This window comes from Serratia sp. 3ACOL1 (assembly GCF_003668775.1).
GTDB classification, from domain to species: Bacteria; Pseudomonadota; Gammaproteobacteria; order Enterobacterales; family Enterobacteriaceae; genus Chania; species Chania fonticola.
Genome location: NZ_CP033055.1, coordinates 297759 through 316852, shown reverse-complemented (window position 1 = coordinate 316852; position 19094 = coordinate 297759). Strand labels below are relative to the sequence as shown.

Genomic DNA, 19094 nt, shown 5'->3' with positions numbered 1-19094 from the left:
ACTCATGCCTGCCCAATCACCAAGGCCGCATTGGCTCCGCCAAAACCAAAGCTCAGATTCAGCGTGTTTTGTAACGGTGCAGAGCGATGCCCCTCACCGATGTAATCCAGATCGCATTGTGGATCGGCATTCGTCAGGTGGCAGGTCGCGGGCATCATCTGATGCTGCATGGCTTGCAGGCAGATAATGGATTCAAAACTGCCCGCCGCCGCAATAAGATGCCCGGAGTAAGATTTGGTACTGGAAAGTGGTGTGCTAAAAGCGGCTTCACCGAAGGCCAGTTTGATGGCCTGCGTTTCGTTCAGATCGTTGAGCGGCGTAGAGGTGCCATGCGCATTGATATAGTCGATATCAGCCGCCGCCAATCCCGCCTGGTCCAATGCTCGCGCGATAGTCTTGACCCGGGCAAGCTTGTCTTCGGCTGGGGCAGTAAAATCGACGGCATCGGAATAATTACCGTAGCCTTTGATCTCGCCAAGGATAGTTGCCCCGCGAGCTAGCGCGGCTTCCCGTTCTTCCAGGCACAAAACGGCCGCCCCTTCTGACAGCACAAAACCGTTGCGATCCAGGCTGAACGGGCAGCAGGCCTTGCGGATGTCTTCCTGCTCGCTCGCCAACGCGCGAAGGATATCGATGTTCCACACTGCGGCATCGGTACGCAGCGACTCCCCGGCTCCGGCAAGCATCATGGAGGCGCGTCCACTGCGGATCACCTCAAAAGCATCCCCGATGGCGATCGTCCCGGTCGCACAGGCTGCAATCGGGCTGTTTTGATAACCGCGCAGGCCCCAGAACAGGCTGCATGCCGCCGTAGCCGCATTAGGCATCGACAGGAAACAGCCAAACGGTGACCCCAACCCCGTGCGCAGATAGCCTTCATAATTCATATGAGTTTCATCCTGCCCCGCCCAGCCGCTGCCCATAATCGTGCCGCACTCCAGCAGATCGTAATAGGCCGCCGGGCTTTCACCCTGAAACGCCATGCCCATCGCCTCACGGGCCGCGGCCAACACCAGCCGGGCAAAACGCGGCAGGCGACGACGGATCGCCGCAGGAACCCCTTTCAAGCTAGGCTCCTCGTCGATCAGCCCCAGAAAACGTGACTGGATCCCGACGCTGGATTTATCGTAATAACGGTAACCTAGCTGATAATCCATGATCGCCGCCCAGCTTTGCGCTGCATTCATTCCCAGCGGCGTCACCGCCCCGTAACCGGTGACCACCACTCGGCGCGGCATTAAACCTTTATTCATGATTTCCCCTTTCCCTGTCATTGTCTTTTGCCACACCACCGCCCAGTGCCAGCCAGAGTTTCATGGTGGCATTGAGGTAGCTGTACTGCAGATCCGCCAGATTATTTTCAATGGTCAGCAGGGCATCTTCTGCATCCAGCAAAGTCTGGAAAGAAACGGCTCCCGCCTGGTATTGGCTAGTCGCCAGCGCTAAACGCTGCTGGCCTAGCTGCAGATTCTGCTGCTGGTTTTTTCTTTGCTGCTGATAGCCAAGCCGCTGCGTCATGGCGTTATCCACATCGGACAAGGCGCTGTAGACCGTGCTGCGAAAGACAATCGCCGCCTGCTTGACATCCAGATCCGACTTTTCGATGGTCAGTTGTACGGTGTTCCATTCCACAAACGGTAAGGCAGCATTAGCACCCAATGTTCTGGCCGGATTGCTGAACCACTGCTGGAAAACATTACTGGCAGCGCCGAGTGATGCACTCAATGAAAGCGTCGGATAAAAGCCTAGGCGGGCCACATCCGAACCCGCCAACGCCGCGCGCAGCTGGCTTTCCGCCGCTTTCACATCCGGGCGGCGGGCGATAACCTCAACCGGCAGCATCCTGGCTATTGGCACATCCTGGTGAGTGTCCAGAGAAGCTCGCTCTACCTGACGATCGGTGGGCGAACGGTTGAACAGGATGGCCAACGCGTTGCGGGCCTCCTCGCGCTGTTGTTGCAACAGGCGCAGCCGGTTTTCACGCTCGATCACCGATTGCTGCGCCTGCAATACATCAAGTTGCCCAGCCGCGCCCGCTGCGTAGCGGGATTGCACCATGTCGAGCGTCTGCTTACTGATTTGCAGCCCGGTCTGCTGTTGCGTGATCTGCTGATTGAGGCTGGCGATCTGCCAGTAATAGCGCGCGGTATCACCGATCAATATCAACGCAGTGTTTTGCCGATCCTGCTCCGAGGCCTCAACCTGCCACTGGGCCTGCTCTCTGGCCCGCGCCAGCTTGCCCCACAAATCCAATTCATAGCTCAGATCCAGCGAGGTACGGTAAGACTCCGTCGGGGTGGTATTGCTGCGCAGGTTTTTTTCATTGCTTGCACCGCCGCTAACCGCAACGTCCGGTGTCAGGTTGGTATTGGTTAACCCCGCCGCCAATCGCGCCTGCTGTAGCTGCAATCCGGCAATCGCCAAATCGTTGTTACTGGTCAGCACCCGACCAATCAGTGTCGAGAGCTGTGGATCGTCAAAGCTGTCCCACCAGCGTTGGCTGTGCTGTAAATAACCTGCCCCGCTCTCCTGCTGCCGCCATTCGGAGGGCACAGAAAGCATGGGCTGCTGATAGTCGCTTTTGACTAATGAGCCACACCCTGTCAGCAATAAGGGGAATAACAGTGTCCAGGAAAGTCTGCCCATCATCATTCGCGTGCCAACGCCTCCGTAGGGTGAAGGCGCGCTGCGTTACGCGCAGGGAAAAAGCCAAACCCAAGGCCGATCAGCGCCGAGAATCCGCAGGCCAGCACCATCGGTGGCCAGGTAAAGATCATGGAAAATTCCTGCGTTACCCAGGAGAAAATCACCCCGGCCAGCCCGGCACCGATAATGCCAATCAGCCCACCCAGCGAGCAGATCACCATCGCTTCGATCAGGAACTGGCGCATAATATCCGCAGGACGCGCCCCAACCGACAGGCGGATGCCGATCTCATGGGTTCGTTCTGTCACGGATACCAGCATGATATTCATTACGCCAACGCCCCCCACCAGCAGGGAAATTCCGGCGATGGCGGTGATCAGCAGCGTCATGGAATCCGACGCCTTACGGATGGCCTGCGTCATCTGATCATTGGTCTGGGTGAAAAAGTCACGCTGGCCATGCGCCTGCTCCAGTAATGCTTCTACCCGGCCTTGCACCTCACGCAATGAAATACCGTCGTTGACCCGCAGGGTTATTGATTCGATCGGCATATTGCCGGACATACGCTCCAGCAACGCGGTGTAAGGCATCCACGCCCCAAGCATCATGCCGCTAAACTTACCGCCCTTACGCTCGGCTATACCGATCACCCGGTAAGGCGTACCCGCCAATTGGATGATCTCCCCCTCGGGCAGCTCATCTGGCTCAAACAGCGTGGCGCGCAGTTCCGGATCGATGATCACCACCGGTTCACGCTCGTCCAGATCACGCCCGGTAAAGCCGTTGCCGGAGAGAAAATGCAGGCCCTGTACACGAAAATACGCGTTGCTGATGCCGGAAATCGACACCATGGCCTGCTTGCCTCCACGTACCGCTTTTACCGTATTGCTGACCAACGGCGAGACGCTATCGACAAAAGGTTGCTCCGCCAGCAGTTCGACATCAGACACCGTAAGCGCCCGCGCAAAATCGGGGCGGAGATTATCCCAGCCCAGCCCCGGCCGGATCTCCAGCGTGCTGGTGCCCAGTTGGCTGATTTCATTCAGAATACTTTGCCTGGCCCCTTCCCCGACCGCCATGGATGACACCACCGAAGAGATACCGATGATGATACCCAGCATCGACAGAAAGGCCCGTGCACGGTGCCCTAACAAGGCCCGCCAGGCCATCTTGACGGCCTCTTTCACGCTTTGCCAAAACCTTGTGCGGCCAGTAGCCACGGCAACCGGCAGCGCTGGCGGGGTTTCCAACGGCGCGACGGCATAGTTGGCCTGGTCGGAAATAATCTCACCGTCGCTGATTTCAATGATGCGCTGTGCCTGATTGGCAATATCACGATCGTGGGTCACGATAATCAGAGTGTGTCCTGCCTGGTGCAGTGCGTGCAGGATCCCCATTAACTCCTGGCCGCTGGCACGATCGAGCGCCCCCGTCGGTTCGTCAGCCAGAATGATTTCCGCCCCGTTCATCAGTGCCCGGGCGATACTGACCCGCTGTTGCTGCCCACCGGAAAGCTGGGCCGGTTTGTAATGAATACGCTGCTGCAACCCAAGCCGGGTCAGTAAATACTCGGCCCGTTGCTGACGCTCAGCCGTCGGCATCGCCGTATACAGAGCCGGGATGGCGACGTTTTCAGCGGCGCTGAGGTACGGCATCAGATGATAGCGCTGGAAAATAAACCCAATGTACTGGCTGCGTAATTGAGCCAGCTGTTCGCTACTGGCCTCTGGGGTGGAAATACCCTTGATGGACATCTCCCCCTGAGTCGGCTTATCCAGGCAGCCGATGATATTCATCAGCGTGGATTTCCCCGATCCGGAAGCGCCAATGATCGCCACCATTTCGCCCCGCTGAATGGTGAGTGAGATAGATTTCAACACCGCCACCGTCTGCAATCCGGACACAAAATGGCGAGATACGCCGCGCAGGGCGATCAAAGGCTCACTATGTTCAGCCATGATGATCGCTTCCCGTCACCGAGGAGCTCAGCACCACGCGATCTCCCTCGTTGAGCCCTTCTTTGACTTCGGCAAACTGCCGGTCATTAAGTCCAATACGGACCCAGCGTAGCTCAAGCTGCTTGCCATTCATCACCTGCACCTGATAGCGGTCTGCATCCCGCTGTGCGCCAAAGGCGGCAACCGGCACACGCAGGATATTCCTGGCCTGTTCGGTGATGATAAACACCTGAGCAGTCATTGAGGTTCGAAGCAAACGCTGAGCGTTGGCGATCACAAATACGCCGTTGTAATACACCGCAGAGGCTTGTTGGCTGGAGGACGTCGCGAGGCTGTCGTCCAGCAAGGCCTCGCCTGGCGCATCCTGGATCGAGCCCATCACACTCTCATAGCGCTTTTTCGGATCGGCAACCACGTAAAACCACAGTGGCTGCCCAACGCGAACCTTGAGAATGTCCGTTTCTGAAATGCGGGTATGCACTGACATGGTGTCGACATCCGCCAATACCAAAATGGTGGGTACGGTTTGAGAAGAGACAATGGTTTGCCCCTCTTTGGTGACAATCCCCAACACTTCGCCATCTATCGGCGCGACAATGCGGGTAAAGCCCAGGTTGGCGCGGGCCGTTTCCAGCTCCATCTGTGCCTGAACGATTTGGGCATCATTCACCTTTAGCTGGGCGACCTGCGTCTGGAGCTGGGCCTGGGCTTTCTGCAACTCACTTTTTACGCCGGAACCATCGCGATCCATTCTGCGCTGCCGGGTCAACTCCTGCTGATACTGTTTGAGCATCGCCTGAGTGACCTGCTTCTGCGCCTGAGCGCTTTGTAATGCCGCTTCTGATTTACGCAATGCATTCTGCTGCAACGTGGGGTCGATCTCTGCCAACAGTTGCCCGCGAGTGACGCGATCCCCCTGTTTCACATACAGCTTTTGCAGTTGCCCGTTGACCTGCGCCCCGACGCTGACCTGTAGCAATGGTTTAAGTATCCCGGTAGCCAGCACGGTTTTCTCAATATCACCGCGGGTAATTTCGGCAGTATTGAGGGCACCCTCTGAGGTTGGCGTCATGGCATACCAGACAACCGCACCGCTCAATGCGGCCAATGCCAGCACAGCCATCAGCAACTTCTTCCCTGTCATTTTAATTTTCATGAGTATGCTGCCGCTGTCAGGTCTGGTTGCGCTGCGAACAGGGTATCAACCTGCACCATCCCCCCATTGTCCATGCGATAAACCCGATCAAACATCGACAGCACACTTTCGCTATGTGTCACGGTGATCAGCGTTTTGTGCTGTTCACGACAATGGGTCAGCAAGGTCGTCATCACCTGATGCGCCGTATTTTCATCCAGGTTGGCCGTGGGTTCATCCAGCACCAGCACCGGGCAGTTGCTGTACATTGCCCGTGCCAATAACAGGCGTTGGCGCTGCCCCAGGGACAACCCGGCATGGCTTTCACGGATCAGGGCATTGAGCCCACCCGGCAGTTTTTCCACTACCGAGTGCAGATTCAGCCCCTCAAGGGAACGCTTAATCCGCTGGTGTTGATGCTCATCCACGTTCTCATCAAACAGCGTGATGTTCTCTAGCACCGAGGCATTGAACAGAATATCTTCCTGACTTTGCAGGAAGAACAAGGTGTGTATCTGCCGATAATCGACCGGCTGACCATCGACCACCACCTCACCTTGCTGCGGTGCCATCAGGCCGGTCATCACTTTCAGCAGCGTGCTTTTGCCGGTGCCCGATTCACCGACAATGGCAATCCGTTGGCCGGGTTGCAGCGATATCGACAAATCATGCAGCACCGGCAGTTGAGCATCGTAGGCAAAGACAATATGGCGAAAACTCAACCGAGAGCTGAACTGCGGGAGCGTTTTAGGTGCTGCTTCATGCTCTGAGCTGGCAGGAAACAGATCCCGCGCACGGGTATCGATGACGTGCAGCTGGTTCTTCTGCAAAATGGCGTAGAATATTTTGGTGATATACGAGGTGAAAATCTCCCGCACAAAACTGTAGGCAAAAAACTCCCCTAGCGTCAGGACACCCTTTTTCAGTAATGGCAACGCCAGCAGCATGAAAAACACCATCTCCAGGCTGCCGATCAGCTGATACAGGCTGCTTTTGACCTGCTCATAGATCCTCTGCTGTTGCTGGCAGGTAAACAGGGATAGCGCGTAGCGGGCAAACACGCTTTTGCGCTGGCTATCCAGCCCAGCGGATTTGATGGTGGAAAAACCCTGAATGCTTTCCAGAATAAAGTCGCTTTGCTCCGCCGTTTTTACCTGCAACTGCTGGGTGTAATAGCGATCGCGGTAGATGGCCCAAACGCTGATCAATCCCATTAGCGTAACGCCAACGCCAGAGACCATCGCCAGCAGCGGGCTCATGTAACACATGACGCCTAACGCGATAGCGCCGATAATCCAATCGGTACGCAGGCCGTTATCCAGCTCGATCTTGATGCCTGACGCCAACTGCCAGTTAGAGAAGCGGCTGAACACGTCGCCCGGTGCGCGTTTGGCAAAGAAGTTGAGCGAATTACCGAGTAACCGTGAGAAACCGGCTACGCTGTTGACCACCACAAAGCGTTTGATAAACCGCTCCGTAACCCAACGCACGGCGAAGGCCAGCAGGGTAGAAACAAAAAATGCCAGCAGGAAATAGAAATACGGGAAGTCGGCGTCACCCGCCGAGGAGTAAACCTGATTGATGGCGCTGCCCACCATCGTCGGCATGATGAACAGGGTTAAGGAAATCAGAAAGGCCAGCACCATCAACCGATAGATACCCGGCATCCTGGCGGTCTCTTTCAGGCTCATGCACTCCAAGGCTTTGAAACCCGTACTGCGCTTTTTATCAGCCTGTGCCTGTGGGTCGGGTTGGTTTTCACTGTCCAGCACCAGCGCGTAGCCGCTGATTTCCAGTTTTAATGCATCGATGGGCAACAGTTGCTGGCCTATCGCCGGGTTCATCACGCAGACATAGTTGCCTTGGCGGTACGCCAACAGCACATAGTGGCTGGCACCATAGTGTAAAATGGCAGGCAGGGGCAGCTCCGCCAGCTCACCATGATCGAAAATCACCGGGTAAGCGGGTATGGCCAGCTCAGAGAGAATGGTGCATAACGTGGTCAACGAGGTGCCATGCTGCGACGCTGGATAGCGTTCACGCAAGTTCTCCAGCGGGGCATCGATGCCCTGCGTCTGCGCCAGCATGGCGATACAGGCCAACCCACACTCATTGGTTTCACCTTGAAAAACCTGCGTCGGGATTATCTTTTCCATGATCTGACTTCTTCAATTTCCAGATTATTCATTGATAAAAAATAACGAATGCGAGTGCCATAACAGCCAGTCTTCAGGATGCCGGGCTATCGACGTTTCAATGATTTCCGGCAGCCTGGCTTTCAAGCTGCGAGCCTGCACCGGCGGCTCAATATGGATTTTTAGTTCCTGGTCGTAATACAGGTAATAAAAAACCACCTGTGCCGATAACGCCCGGGCAATGCGTATCACTCCGCTGTGCAGATTGGCAGGGCGATCAAAAAGCCGACAAGGTAGTTTTGCCGTTGCTGCCGTATTGGCATTGACGGTGTAATCGGGGGTGATATCCGGGAAGATCATGATGTTCCGCCGATGATCCGCTGCCTCCATGATCGCCGCCATCAGGTTGCCAGCAATTTCCCGGCTATCGTCATGGATCGAACAATAAGCAAGATTGACCTTCCCTAGCTGACGGACTTTTTCCTGATAGATTTCCACACTGCTGGAAACGATCACCGTTGCCTGGCCAGGGAAAGCCGCTCCCCCAACCATCCCGGCCAACACATCGGACACCATATGCAACGGAGCTAGCACCACCGGCGAACCGGCTTGATGCAAAGGCTCCACAACGGCATTCAACTGCGCTTTACAACGCTCCATCTGAGCCTGTATCTGTGGGCTTTGCCCATAGGTGGCGGCCAGATCCAGTAGCCGCCGACGATAGCTCACCCCGGCAAAATCCAATTTACGGCCATCGCCAAGCAGGCATTGCTTATTGGCGGCGGCTACAAATGCACGCCTACGCTCCCCTCGATCGCCTAGCCGCAACCTTCTGCCCCATGCCGCCAACGCAAGAAACCAACGATAATCACCGTGCTGCAATAACCAACAGGCGGTGATCCTCTGTGCTTTGCGCAAGGGCGCCATACTACGCGTCAGCGTTTCCAGGCTATTTCGCCATGCCAGATAGGCCCACACAGCAAAGAAACGCATTAGGGCTCCAGCGGTTTGTCATGCTGTAACAACGACAACAGGTGGTCAGCAAACTCGGGGAACTCACGATCCTGTAATGCCAGCCATTTCCTGTTGACGATAAAGCTCGGCGTTGCGTCTATGTTGTAATAGCGGGTGACATCGGTCATATAGCTCAGCAAAGCTTTAACCTGTGGGGTCTGGCTAACTCGGCTGTACTCCGCGAGATCGATGTTTTGTTCCTGAAGCCAGATATCACGATTTTTAGGGTTACTCAGATCGACCTTGTCCCGGATAATCGCGTCATAGGCGCTCTGACGGTGCTGCGGTTCAATGCCCATCACCGTTAGCGTCGCAAACAATGAGGAAAAACTGGCCAAACCATTCATCTGCTCGTTATTGATATGCAAACGGATCAACTTGCTCCCGGCAGGCATCCGTGCTTCCAGCTTATCGATATTTTCTTCATTCAGGGCGCAGTAGTGGCAGCCATAAGAGAAGAGCTCGATAAGGGTATTGTCTTCGTTGATCGGACTATTGTTAGCATTGTTATTATCGAAAGCGACCAGGCTTTGCTGTTCGTCATTAGTGTTCAATACAAAATAGTGAAAATAGGCTGTCGTCATGAGTGATGAGACAATAATAACCACTAACGTATACAAGGTAATAAACAGAGGGGTTCTGAACATAAAAAACGCGTCCTAAAAAGGCCTGGCAATGAGCTTTATTGTTGCTAAACAGGCTGACACGAAAAAACCTCGCATCAGCACTGAAATAAACGCTGAATAATGATCCATGCCTTACCCGCCCTTACTGGACACAGGGTTGAGCGTGACTCGGGCTCAATAACCATCTACTAAAGGGTAGTAAGGACGGTGGCAACAGGATACCGTTACTCAGTATTACTTCTCAATGATACCGCAATTGGCCAATGCGGTAGGTTTAGAGTCCTGGCTGATGACTTTACCGGTTTTATCGGTACAGGTCGTTACCATATTGCACTTGAAACCAGAGGCGATATATTTGGTAGAACAGGTTTTGCAGGTACCGCCGACAATTGAGTTGGCTTGAGAAACAGTAAGCTTTTTCACAACATAATCCTTATATAGTGAGTATAAATCAGCCTTGGCAATATCTATCCGATAGAAAAAAGCCATGCTTAGTATAAAGGCACAATAAACTATGCCTTTATTAAAGCATGCTGATTTTTATTATTTACCATCCTGTATTTCTGGCAAGAATAGCCGAACAACTAACGCAGATCAATAAATTTGTGGCTAATACGCATAGCGAAAAAATATAAGTATAAGTGGTCGCAACCTCCCGTTATTTCGATATTTAGTAATAGGAATAAGCCAAGGTGAACGACTCAGAATTTACGCAATATTAAGTGCAGGCCAGATAAATCCGGCGAGTTTATTACCACAGTTTTTTTATGGTTTTATAGTTAAAGGTAAAAAAAGCGGACTAAATAACCAAAATCAGGGACAGTAAGCGGGAGGGGAAACGACATGAGGGTAGTATTCAGAGCAAAACTGGAGATGTCTCTTGACCAGAAGATCCGATCAAGAGACAAACAGGCAAGGAAACGCGCTAGGCTTGGCTAAGCTTAAGCGCCAATCTTGGCCCAGGTATCACGCAGGCCTACGGTGCGGTTAAACACCAAGCGCTCGGCTGTAGAATAGCGGCTGTCGGCGCAGAAATAACCTTCACGCTCGAACTGATAGGCTTTTTCCGGCTGGGCAGCTACCAGGCTTGGCTCGACAAAGCCTTGCTTGATAATCAGCGATTCCGGGTTGATGGTGGCGAGGAAGTCCTCTGCCGCCGCCGGGTTAGCCACACTGAACAGACGATCGTACAGGCGAATTTCTGCCGGTAAGGCGTGTGCCGCAGACACCCAGTGGATCACGCCTTTCACCTTGCGGCCATCGGCAGGATCTTTACTCAGTGTATCTGGATCGTAGGTGCAGAAAATGGTGGTGATTTCACCCTCCGCATCCTTCTCCACGCGTTCAGCCTTGATCACATACGCATTACGCAGGCGCACTTCTTTGCCCAGCACCAGGCGTTTGTACTGCTTGTTGGCTTCTTCGCGGAAGTCTGCACGATCGATGTACACTTCGCGGCTGAACGGCACTTCACGGCTGCCCATTTCCGGCTGGTTCGGGTGGTTAGGCATGGTCACCATTTCCACGTCTTGCGACATGTTCTCGATGATCACCTTCACCGGATCCAGCACGGCCATGGCACGCGGTGCGTGCTCATTCAGATCGTCACGAATACAGGATTCCAGCGCCATCATCTCGACGTTATTGTCCTGCTTGGTGACACCGATACGCAGGCAGAATTCGCGAATGGAGGCGGCCGTATAGCCACGACGACGCAGGCCGGACACGGTTGGCATACGTGGGTCATCCCAACCTTCAACAATCTTCTCGGTGACCAGCTGGCTCAGCTTGCGCTTGGACATGATGGCGTATTCGAGATTCAGGCGTGAGAACTCGTACTGACGCGGATGGCAAGGGATGGTGATGTTATCCAGCACCCAGTCGTACAGGCGGCGGTTATCCTGGAACTCCAGGGTACACAGCGAATGGGTGATCCCTTCCAGCGCATCGGAAATGCAGTGGGTGAAATCGTACATCGGGTAGATGCACCATTTGTTGCCAGTCTGATGGTGTTCCGCAAACTTGATGCGGTAGATCACCGGATCGCGCATCACGATAAACGGCGAGGCCATATCGATCTTGGCGCGCAGGCAAGCAGTGCCCTCGGCAAACTCGCCGTTACGCATCTTTTCAAACAGCGCCAGGTTCTCTTCAACCGTGCGGGTACGGTACGGGCTGTCTTTGCCCGGAGCCGTCAGCGAGCCACGATATTCACGGATCTGCTCGGGAGAAAGCTCGTCAACATAGGCCAGGCCTTTGTTGATCAGCTCAACCGCATACTGGTGCAGTTGATCGAAATAGTCCGAGGAATAACGAACGTCGCCGCTCCAGGTAAAGCCTAACCACTCCACATCGTGCTTGATGGAGTCGACAAATTCGATGTCTTCTTTTACCGGGTTGGTGTCATCGAAGCGCAGGTTACATTGGCCCTGATAATCCTTGGCGATACCAAAGTTCAGGCAAATGGACTTGGCATGGCCGATATGCAGATAGCCATTAGGCTCCGGTGGGAAACGTGTATGAACCGACGTATGCTTCCCTGATGCCAGATCTTCATCAATGATCTGACGGATAAAATTGGTTGGGCGGGCTTCTGCCTCACTCATGTCACTATTCCTCAAATGCAAAGCGCTACACATATAACCTTCTATGTTCCAATAAGCCGCGCCCAGAAACAACCGTTATTCGTCAAGTTCCCATGGTGCAAAAACAAAAAAAGCGGGAAAAGATCGCTCTTTTCCCGCTGATACTGCTTACCGCCCGTTTAACGCCCGGGCGGAGCCAGGGTTAAACCCAACTTATTTCTGGATCTCGAACAGCTTGGTCTGGCCAGCAACGACATTGCCGGTTGCCAGCGCCGTCAGGCCAGCATAGTCATCAGCATTGCTGACCACTACCGGGCTGATCATCGAACGCGCATTGGCATTCAGGTATTCCAGATCCATTTCCAGGATAGGTTGACCTGCTTTCACCTCAGCACCCTCTTCCACCAGGCGTTTGAAGCCCTGACCGTTTAGCGCCACGGTGTCGATACCCATGTGCACGACGATCTCCGCGCCCTTGTCTGTTTCCAGGCAGAAAGCGTGGTTGGTGTTGAAGATCTTCACCACGGTGCCATCAGCTGGCGCCACGACAGTTTTATCGGTTGGGCGAATCGCCACACCGTCACCGACCGCTTTGCTGGCGAAGGCTTCGTCCGGCACCTGATCCAGAGCAACCACTTCACCGGTTACCGGCGCCACCAGCGCTTCCAACACGGTTTTAGCGACGTTAGGTACGGCCTGCGGTTTAACTTCTGCCGCAGCGGCTGCGGCGGCTGGAGCAGAGGCTGCCGCTACCGGGCCTGCTGCAACCACTTTGGTCATCGCACTGGCAATCAGTTCGGCACGAGTCCCGACAATCACCTGCACGCTTTGCTTGTTCAGACGGATCACGCCTGAAGCACCCAGACGTTTAGCCAGAGCATCGTTCACCAACGCAGAATCTTTAACGTTCAGACGCAGACGGGTGATACAGGCATCGATCCCGGTCAGGTTGTCAGAACCCCCGATGGCGCTCACATAGCGACGAGCCAGGGTAGTGGTTTCATCTTCGTTCTTACCAGCAGCGGTATCCACGTCATAACCGTCGGTTTCGTCACCGGCAACCGCCAGTTCACGGCCTGGGGTCATCAGGTTGAATTTTTTGATGGTGAAGCGGAAGACCACGTAGTAGATAGCGAAGAACACCAGGCCTTGCGGGATCAGCATGAACCAGTGGGTCGCCAGTGGGTTACGCGTTGACAACGCCATATCCACCAGACCGGCACTGAAGCCAAAACCGGCAATCCACTGCATGCTGGCCGCGATGTACACGGAGATACCCGTCAGAATAGCGTGGATCACATACAGCACAGGAGCAACGAACATGAAGGAGAATTCCAGCGGCTCGGTGATCCCGGTGAAGAAGGCAGCGAACGCCCCCGCCATCATGATACCCAGCACTTTCGCTTTGTTCTCTGGACGTGCGCAGTGGTAGATGGCCAGCGCTGCACCCGGCAGACCGAACATCATGATTGGGAAGAAGCCTGCCTGGTAACGACCAGTGATACCGATAGTCGCTTTACCCGCTTCGATAGACTGCGAACCACCCAGGAAGTTAGGAATATCGTTAATACCGGCAACGTCAAACCAGAATACCGAGTTCAGCGCATGGTGCAGACCGACCGGAATCAACAGACGGTTGAAGAAGGCGTAGATACCGGCACCGGCAGAGCCGAGCTTTTGGATCTGCTCACCGAAGCTGACCAGACCGTTGAACACCACCGGCCAGATGTACATCAGGATGAAGGCAACCAGGATCATCAGGAAGGAGATCAGGATTGGCACCAGACGGCGGCCGCTGAAGAATGACAGCGCTTTCGGCAGTTCAACACCGCTGAAACGGTTGTAGACTTCGGCAGAAATGATACCCACCAGGATACCCACGAACTGGTTCTCGATTTTGCCAAAGGCGGCTGGAACCTGATCGAGAGGGATCTTCTGAATCATTGACACGGCGGCAGGTGAACACAGCGTGGTCACTACCAGGAAGCCGACAAAACCGGTCAGTGCAGCAGCACCGTCTTTGTCTTTGGACATACCGTAAGCCACACCAATGGCGAACAGGACCGACATATGATCGATAATGGCCGAACCAGATTTGATGAACAAGGCTGCCAGAGCATTGTCCCCACCCCAGCTAACCGGGTCAATCCAGTAGCCGACACCCATCAGGATGGCCGCGGCAGGCAGTGTGGCTACCGGAACCATCAAGGCCCGACCCACCTTTTGTAAATAACTAAGAATGTTCACCTTTTCCCCCTATTCGTCCGATGCCGGACCCTATTGGCAGTTTATTGAGATAACTCACTACCTTTTTAGAAATAACGCTTGGCACGTATCACTCATGCGGAGTGTAAAAAAATTATTTCGTATCGCAAATTAAAACCTCCTTTTTTGTGACAAATGTCACCAAAAAGTAGTGTTAAACTGCCACATTGCTAGCCATCGCACAAAACTTATTTTATCATTCAAAAAATCAACGGGCAGTAATCCCGAATACCAGCTTCACAAAGCTGAGTTACGCTTTAAGCTACGGTTGTTGCCCGTACCAGTATAGACACAGTTTATTCTACCTAGAGGTGTACGATGAGACTTATCCCACTACAAGACACTACTCAAGTCGGCAAATGGGCCGCACGCCATATCGTTCAGCGTATCAACGCCTTCAAACCGACCGCAGATCGCCCGTTCGTCCTTGGCCTGCCAACCGGTGGCACCCCGCTGGAAGCCTACAAACACCTGATCGCGATGCATAAAGCCGGTGAAGTCAGCTTCAAGCACGTCGTGACCTTCAACATGGATGAATATGTTGGCCTGCCGCAGGAACACCCGGAAAGCTACCACACCTTCATGTACCGTAACTTCTTCGACCACGTTGATATCCCACGTGAAAATATCAACCTGCTGAACGGCAACGCACCAGACGTTGACGAAGAGTGCCGTCAGTACGAAGCCAAGATGAAATCCTACGGCAAAGTTAACCTGTTCATGGGCGGCGTAGGCTTCGATGGCCACATTGCGTTCAACGAACCAGCGTCTTCCCTGGCTTCACGCACCCGTATCAAAACGCTGACCGAAGAAACCCGCATCGCCAACTCCCGCTTCTTCGACGGTGACGTGAGCCAGGTGCCAAAATATGCCCTGACCGTCGGCGTAGGTACCCTGCTGGATGCGGAAGAAGTGATGATCCTGGTCACTGGCCGTGGCAAGGCACAGGCGCTGGAAGCCGCAGTGGAAGGCAGCATCAACCACCTGTGGACCATTAGCTGCCTGCAGCTGCATGCCAAAGCCGTGGTGGTTTGTGACGAACCGTCCACCATGGAACTGAAGGTGAAAACCGTTAAGTATTTCCGCGAGTTGGAAGCGGAAAGCGTTAATAGTCTTTAATTTTTTGCAGGGGGCTACATGTTCGCTTTAACCCAATGCCGGATTTTTACCGGCCACGACGTGCTTGATGACCATGCGGTAGTGATTGCTGATGGCCTGATTGAACGAGTCTGCCCACTGGCCGAGCTGCCAGCAGGCATCGAAACGCGCGATCTGGGTGGCGCCATCCTAGCCCCCGGTTTTATCGACGTGCAGCTTAACGGCTGCGGCGGCGTGCAATTTAACGACTCACTGGAAGCCATCTCGGAAACCACGCTGGAAATCATGCAGCGCGCCAACGAGAAATCCGGCTGTACCAGCTATCTGCCAACGCTGATCACCTGCAGCGACGATTATATGAAGCACGGCATCAACGTGATGCGCGCTTATCTGAAGAACCATCCCAATCAGGCCCTTGGCCTGCATCTGGAAGGGCCGTACTTGAGCCTGGAGAAGAAAGGCACCCACAACCCGGCGTTTATCCGCAAGCCTACCAGCGAGATGATCGACTACCTGTGTGCCAATGCCGACGTGATCAGCAAAGTGACCCTGGCGCCAGAAATGGTGGAACCACACTTTATCAAACAGCTGAGCGACGCCGGTATCGTAGTGTCCGCTGGCCACTCCAATGCCACTTACGATCAGGCACGCGTTGGTTTCGCCGCAGGCATTACCTTCGCCACCCATCTGTACAATGCCATGCCGTACATCAGTGGCCGCGAACCGGGCCTGATGGGCGCGATCTTCGACACGCCAGAAGTATATACCGGCATCATTGCCGATGGGCACCACGTGGCCTGGGCGAGTATCCGTAACGCCAAGCGGGTAAAAGGTGATAAATTGGTGCTGGTTACCGATGCTACTGCACCAGCAGGCGCGGATATCGATCAGTTTATTTTTGCGGGTAAAACCATTTATTATCGTGACGGCCTCTGCGTTGACGAAAACGGCACTCTGAGCGGCTCCGCACTGACCATGATCGAAGCGGTGCAAAACAGCGTAGAGCATGTCGGTATCGCACTGGACGAGGCGCTGCGTATGGCAACGCTCTACCCGGCTCGCGCTATCGGTGTCGAACAACGTTTAGGCACCATCGAAGCCGGCAAGGTCGCCAACCTGACCGCCTTTACCCGTGATTACCAAATCACCAAGACCCTCGTTAACGGCAACGAGGTTTAATCCATGAACAGCGAGTAGAATTATTGATGAGCACTGGCGGACAAGCACAAATAGGGAATGTTGACTTAGTTAAGCAACTTAACGGCGCAGCAGTGTATCGCCTGATCGACCAGCAAGGCCCGATCTCGCGCATTCAGATTGCCGAACTCAGCCAGCTTGCCCCCGCCAGCGTCACTAAAATTACTCGCCAACTGTTGGAGCGCGGGCTGATCAAAGAGGTCGATCAGCAAGCCTCCACCGGTGGCCGCCGTGCCATTTCCATTGTCAGTGAAACCCGCAATTTCCACACCGTTGCCGTCCGCCTGGGCCGCCATGATGCCACTATCACCCTGTACGATATGGGCGGTAAGTCGCTTGGAGAGGAGCACTATCCTCTGCCGGAACGCACCCAGGAGACACTGGAAAACGCACTGCTCAACGCCATTGCGCAGTTTATCGAAAGCTACCAGCGCAAACTGCGCGAACTGATCGCCATTGCCGTGATCCTGCCTGGCCTGGTCGATCCGGCTTTAGGCGTAGTGCGCTACATGCCGCACATCAGCGTCGATAACTGGGCGTTAGTCGATCATCTTCAGCAACGCTTCAACGTCACCAGTTTTGTCGGCCACGATATCCGCAGCCTGGCCTTGGCGGAGCACTACTTCGGGGCTACCCGGGATTGTGAAGACTCCATTCTGGTGCGCCTGCACCGGGGCACTGGCGCCGGGATCATCGTCAACGGCAAAATCTTCCTCGGTAATAACGGCAACGTGGGGGAGATTGGTCATATTCAAATCGATCCCCTCGGCGAGCGCTGCCACTGCGGTAACTTCGGCTGCCTGGAAACCGTGGCAGCCAACGCTGCTATCGAACAACGCGTACGCCACCTGCTGAGTCAGGGCTACCCAAGCAAAATGACGCTGGACGACTGTAGCATTGCCGCCATCTGCAAAGCCGCCAATCGCGGAGATTTGCTGGCCAGCGAAGTGATCGAACACGTTGGCCGCTATCTGGGCAAGGCGGTAGCCATCGCCATCAACCTGTTCAACCCGCAAAAAGTGGTGATCGCCGGTGAAATCACCGAAGCGGACAAAGTGCTGTTACCCGCCATCCAAAGCTGCATCAACACCCAGGTACTGAAGGATTTCCGCAGAAACCTGCCGGTGGTCACTTCCGAACTCAATCATCGTTCAGCGATCGGTGCTTTTGCCCTGGCTAAACGGGCAATGCTCAACGGTGTACTTCTCCAACGGCTGCTAGAAAGTTAAACTGCCTGTTTGGCAGGGATGCACTTCTGGCTTTTTTGCCCTGCCGTTTATCATGAGACCAGCAACAATGACTATCAAAAACGTGATATGTGACATCGACGGCGTGCTGCTGCATGACAATACCCCGATCCCTGGAGCCGATCTGTTCCTGGCTCGTATTCAGGAGCAGGGAATGCCGCTGGTGGTGCTAACCAACTACCCTTCGCAAACCGCCCAGGATCTGGCCAACCGCTTTGCCGCCGCTGGCCTGGACGTGCCAGAAAGCGCATTTTATACCTCAGCGATGGCGACGGCCGATTTCCTGCGCCGCCAGGAAGGTAAAAAAGCCTATGTGGTGGGCGAAGGCGCACTGATCCACGAACTCTACAAAGCCGGCTTTACCATCACCGATATCAACCCGGATTTCGTGATCGTGGGTGAAACCCGTTCCTACAACTGGGACATGATGCATAAAGCGGCCTTCTTCGTGAACAACGGGGCACGCTTTATTGCCACCAACCCGGATACCCATGGCCATGGTTTCACACCGGCCTGTGGGGCTCTGTGCGCGCCGATCGAGAAGATCACTGGCCGTAAGCCGTTTTATGTCGGCAAGCCTAGCCCGTGGATTATCCGAGCCGCACTGAACAAGATGCAGGGACATTCGGAAGAAACGGTGATTGTCGGGGACAACCTGCGCACCGATATCCTCGCTGGCTTCCAGGCCGGGCTGGAAACCGTGCTGGTGCTGTCTGGCGTCTCAAACCTGAACGATGTTGAATCCATGCCGTTCCGCCCGAGCTATATCTTCCCTTCCGTGGCGGATATCACTATTTTTTAAGCCGCAAACAATGGCCCCTCACCCTAACCCTCTCCCACAGGGAGAGGGGACCGATCCAGCTCGCTGATCGCTTGACGTAATACCTTACCTTTCTGTTCTTACACTCTACTTTCCGAAGTCGCACAAGCTAACCAAGATCTCCGGACAGCTCCCTCTCCCTGTGGGAGAGGGTTGGGGTGAGGGAAAACATCGATCATCAAAACGCCTGAAAATTTATCTCGCCCTCGCCTCATTCGGCAATAAATTAGATATTCAACAATTTTTAACGCAAAAAAATGAATATCCGCTAATTTTAACACCCCACCCCAAGACTATTTTTCAGCGTAACGTTAAATCGCTTGCATCTACCTCAGCTTTTGACGCATTTTCATTATCAGAAGGCAGCA

14 protein-coding genes are annotated in these 19094 nt (G+C 54.3%); 4 read left to right on the top strand and 10 right to left on the bottom strand.

Features of this window, described 5'->3' with window-relative positions:
- Positions 1–2: 2 nt before the first annotated feature.
- The 10 genes from D9980_RS01550 to nagE all read right to left on the bottom strand — a co-directional run bounded on the left by D9980_RS01550 (position 3) and on the right by nagE (position 14346).
- Positions 3–1253: a beta-ketoacyl-[acyl-carrier-protein] synthase family protein gene (locus D9980_RS01550; protein WP_121606197.1), complete on the bottom strand. Its 1251-nt coding sequence runs from the start codon at positions 1251–1253 to the stop codon at positions 3–5.
- Positions 1246–2649 carry an efflux transporter outer membrane subunit gene (locus tag D9980_RS01545; RefSeq protein ID WP_121608926.1) on the bottom strand — a complete coding sequence of 468 codons (1404 nt, stop codon included), beginning with the start codon at positions 2647–2649 and terminating at the stop codon, positions 1246–1248. Before D9980_RS01545 ends, D9980_RS01550 begins: the two co-directional genes overlap by 8 nt.
- Positions 2649–4604 carry an ABC transporter permease gene (locus D9980_RS01540; protein ID WP_121606196.1) on the bottom strand — a complete coding sequence of 652 codons (1956 nt, stop codon included), beginning with the start codon at positions 4602–4604 and terminating at the stop codon, positions 2649–2651. The genes D9980_RS01545 and D9980_RS01540 overlap by 1 nt, the downstream gene beginning before the upstream one ends.
- Complete coding sequence (locus tag D9980_RS01535) at positions 4597–5760, bottom strand: efflux RND transporter periplasmic adaptor subunit (RefSeq protein WP_121606195.1); 1164 nt, start codon at positions 5758–5760, stop codon at positions 4597–4599. Before D9980_RS01535 ends, D9980_RS01540 begins: the two co-directional genes overlap by 8 nt.
- Positions 5757–7895, bottom strand: a complete 2139-nt coding sequence (locus tag D9980_RS01530) for a peptidase domain-containing ABC transporter (RefSeq protein WP_121606194.1) — start codon at positions 7893–7895, stop codon at positions 5757–5759. The genes D9980_RS01535 and D9980_RS01530 overlap by 4 nt, the downstream gene beginning before the upstream one ends.
- Positions 7896–7919: 24 nt before the next feature.
- Positions 7920–8867 (bottom strand): ABC transporter, encoded by a 948-nt coding sequence (locus tag D9980_RS01525; RefSeq protein ID WP_121606193.1) that lies wholly within the window; start codon positions 8865–8867, stop codon positions 7920–7922.
- On the bottom strand, positions 8867–9535 hold the full coding sequence (locus tag D9980_RS01520; RefSeq protein WP_202913971.1) for a thioredoxin domain-containing protein: 669 nt from the start codon (positions 9533–9535) through the stop codon (positions 8867–8869). Before D9980_RS01520 ends, D9980_RS01525 begins: the two co-directional genes overlap by 1 nt.
- A gap of 213 nt (positions 9536–9748) precedes the next feature.
- Positions 9749–9937 carry a DUF4762 family protein gene (locus D9980_RS01515; RefSeq protein ID WP_024483185.1) on the bottom strand — a complete coding sequence of 63 codons (189 nt, stop codon included), beginning with the start codon at positions 9935–9937 and terminating at the stop codon, positions 9749–9751.
- 518 nt (positions 9938–10455) lie between these two features.
- Positions 10456–12120 (bottom strand): glutamine--tRNA ligase, encoded by a 1665-nt coding sequence (glnS, locus tag D9980_RS01510; RefSeq protein WP_121606192.1) that lies wholly within the window; start codon positions 12118–12120, stop codon positions 10456–10458.
- Positions 12121–12312: 192 nt separating this feature from the next.
- Positions 12313–14346 carry an N-acetylglucosamine-specific PTS transporter subunit IIBC gene (gene nagE, locus D9980_RS01505; RefSeq protein WP_121606191.1) on the bottom strand — a complete coding sequence of 678 codons (2034 nt, stop codon included), beginning with the start codon at positions 14344–14346 and terminating at the stop codon, positions 12313–12315.
- Positions 14347–14682: 336 nt separating this feature from the next.
- On the opposite strand from nagE, the gene nagB reads away from it, so the two are divergent.
- From nagB to D9980_RS01485, 4 genes are all read left to right on the top strand, one after another.
- Positions 14683–15483 (top strand): glucosamine-6-phosphate deaminase, encoded by an 801-nt coding sequence (gene nagB / locus D9980_RS01500; protein WP_021805317.1) that lies wholly within the window; start codon positions 14683–14685, stop codon positions 15481–15483.
- An 18-nt stretch (positions 15484–15501) separates the two neighbouring features.
- On the top strand, positions 15502–16641 hold the full coding sequence (nagA, locus tag D9980_RS01495) for an N-acetylglucosamine-6-phosphate deacetylase (RefSeq protein WP_021805318.1): 1140 nt from the start codon (positions 15502–15504) through the stop codon (positions 16639–16641).
- Positions 16642–16667: 26 nt separating this feature from the next.
- The gene (locus D9980_RS01490; RefSeq protein ID WP_065686412.1) at positions 16668–17888 is read left to right on the top strand and encodes an N-acetylglucosamine repressor; all 1221 of its coding nucleotides are present in this window, start codon (positions 16668–16670) and stop codon (positions 17886–17888) included.
- Positions 17889–17955: 67 nt separating this feature from the next.
- Positions 17956–18708, top strand: a complete 753-nt coding sequence (locus D9980_RS01485) for an HAD-IIA family hydrolase (RefSeq protein ID WP_024483189.1) — start codon at positions 17956–17958, stop codon at positions 18706–18708.
- Positions 18709–19094 lie beyond the last annotated feature (386 nt).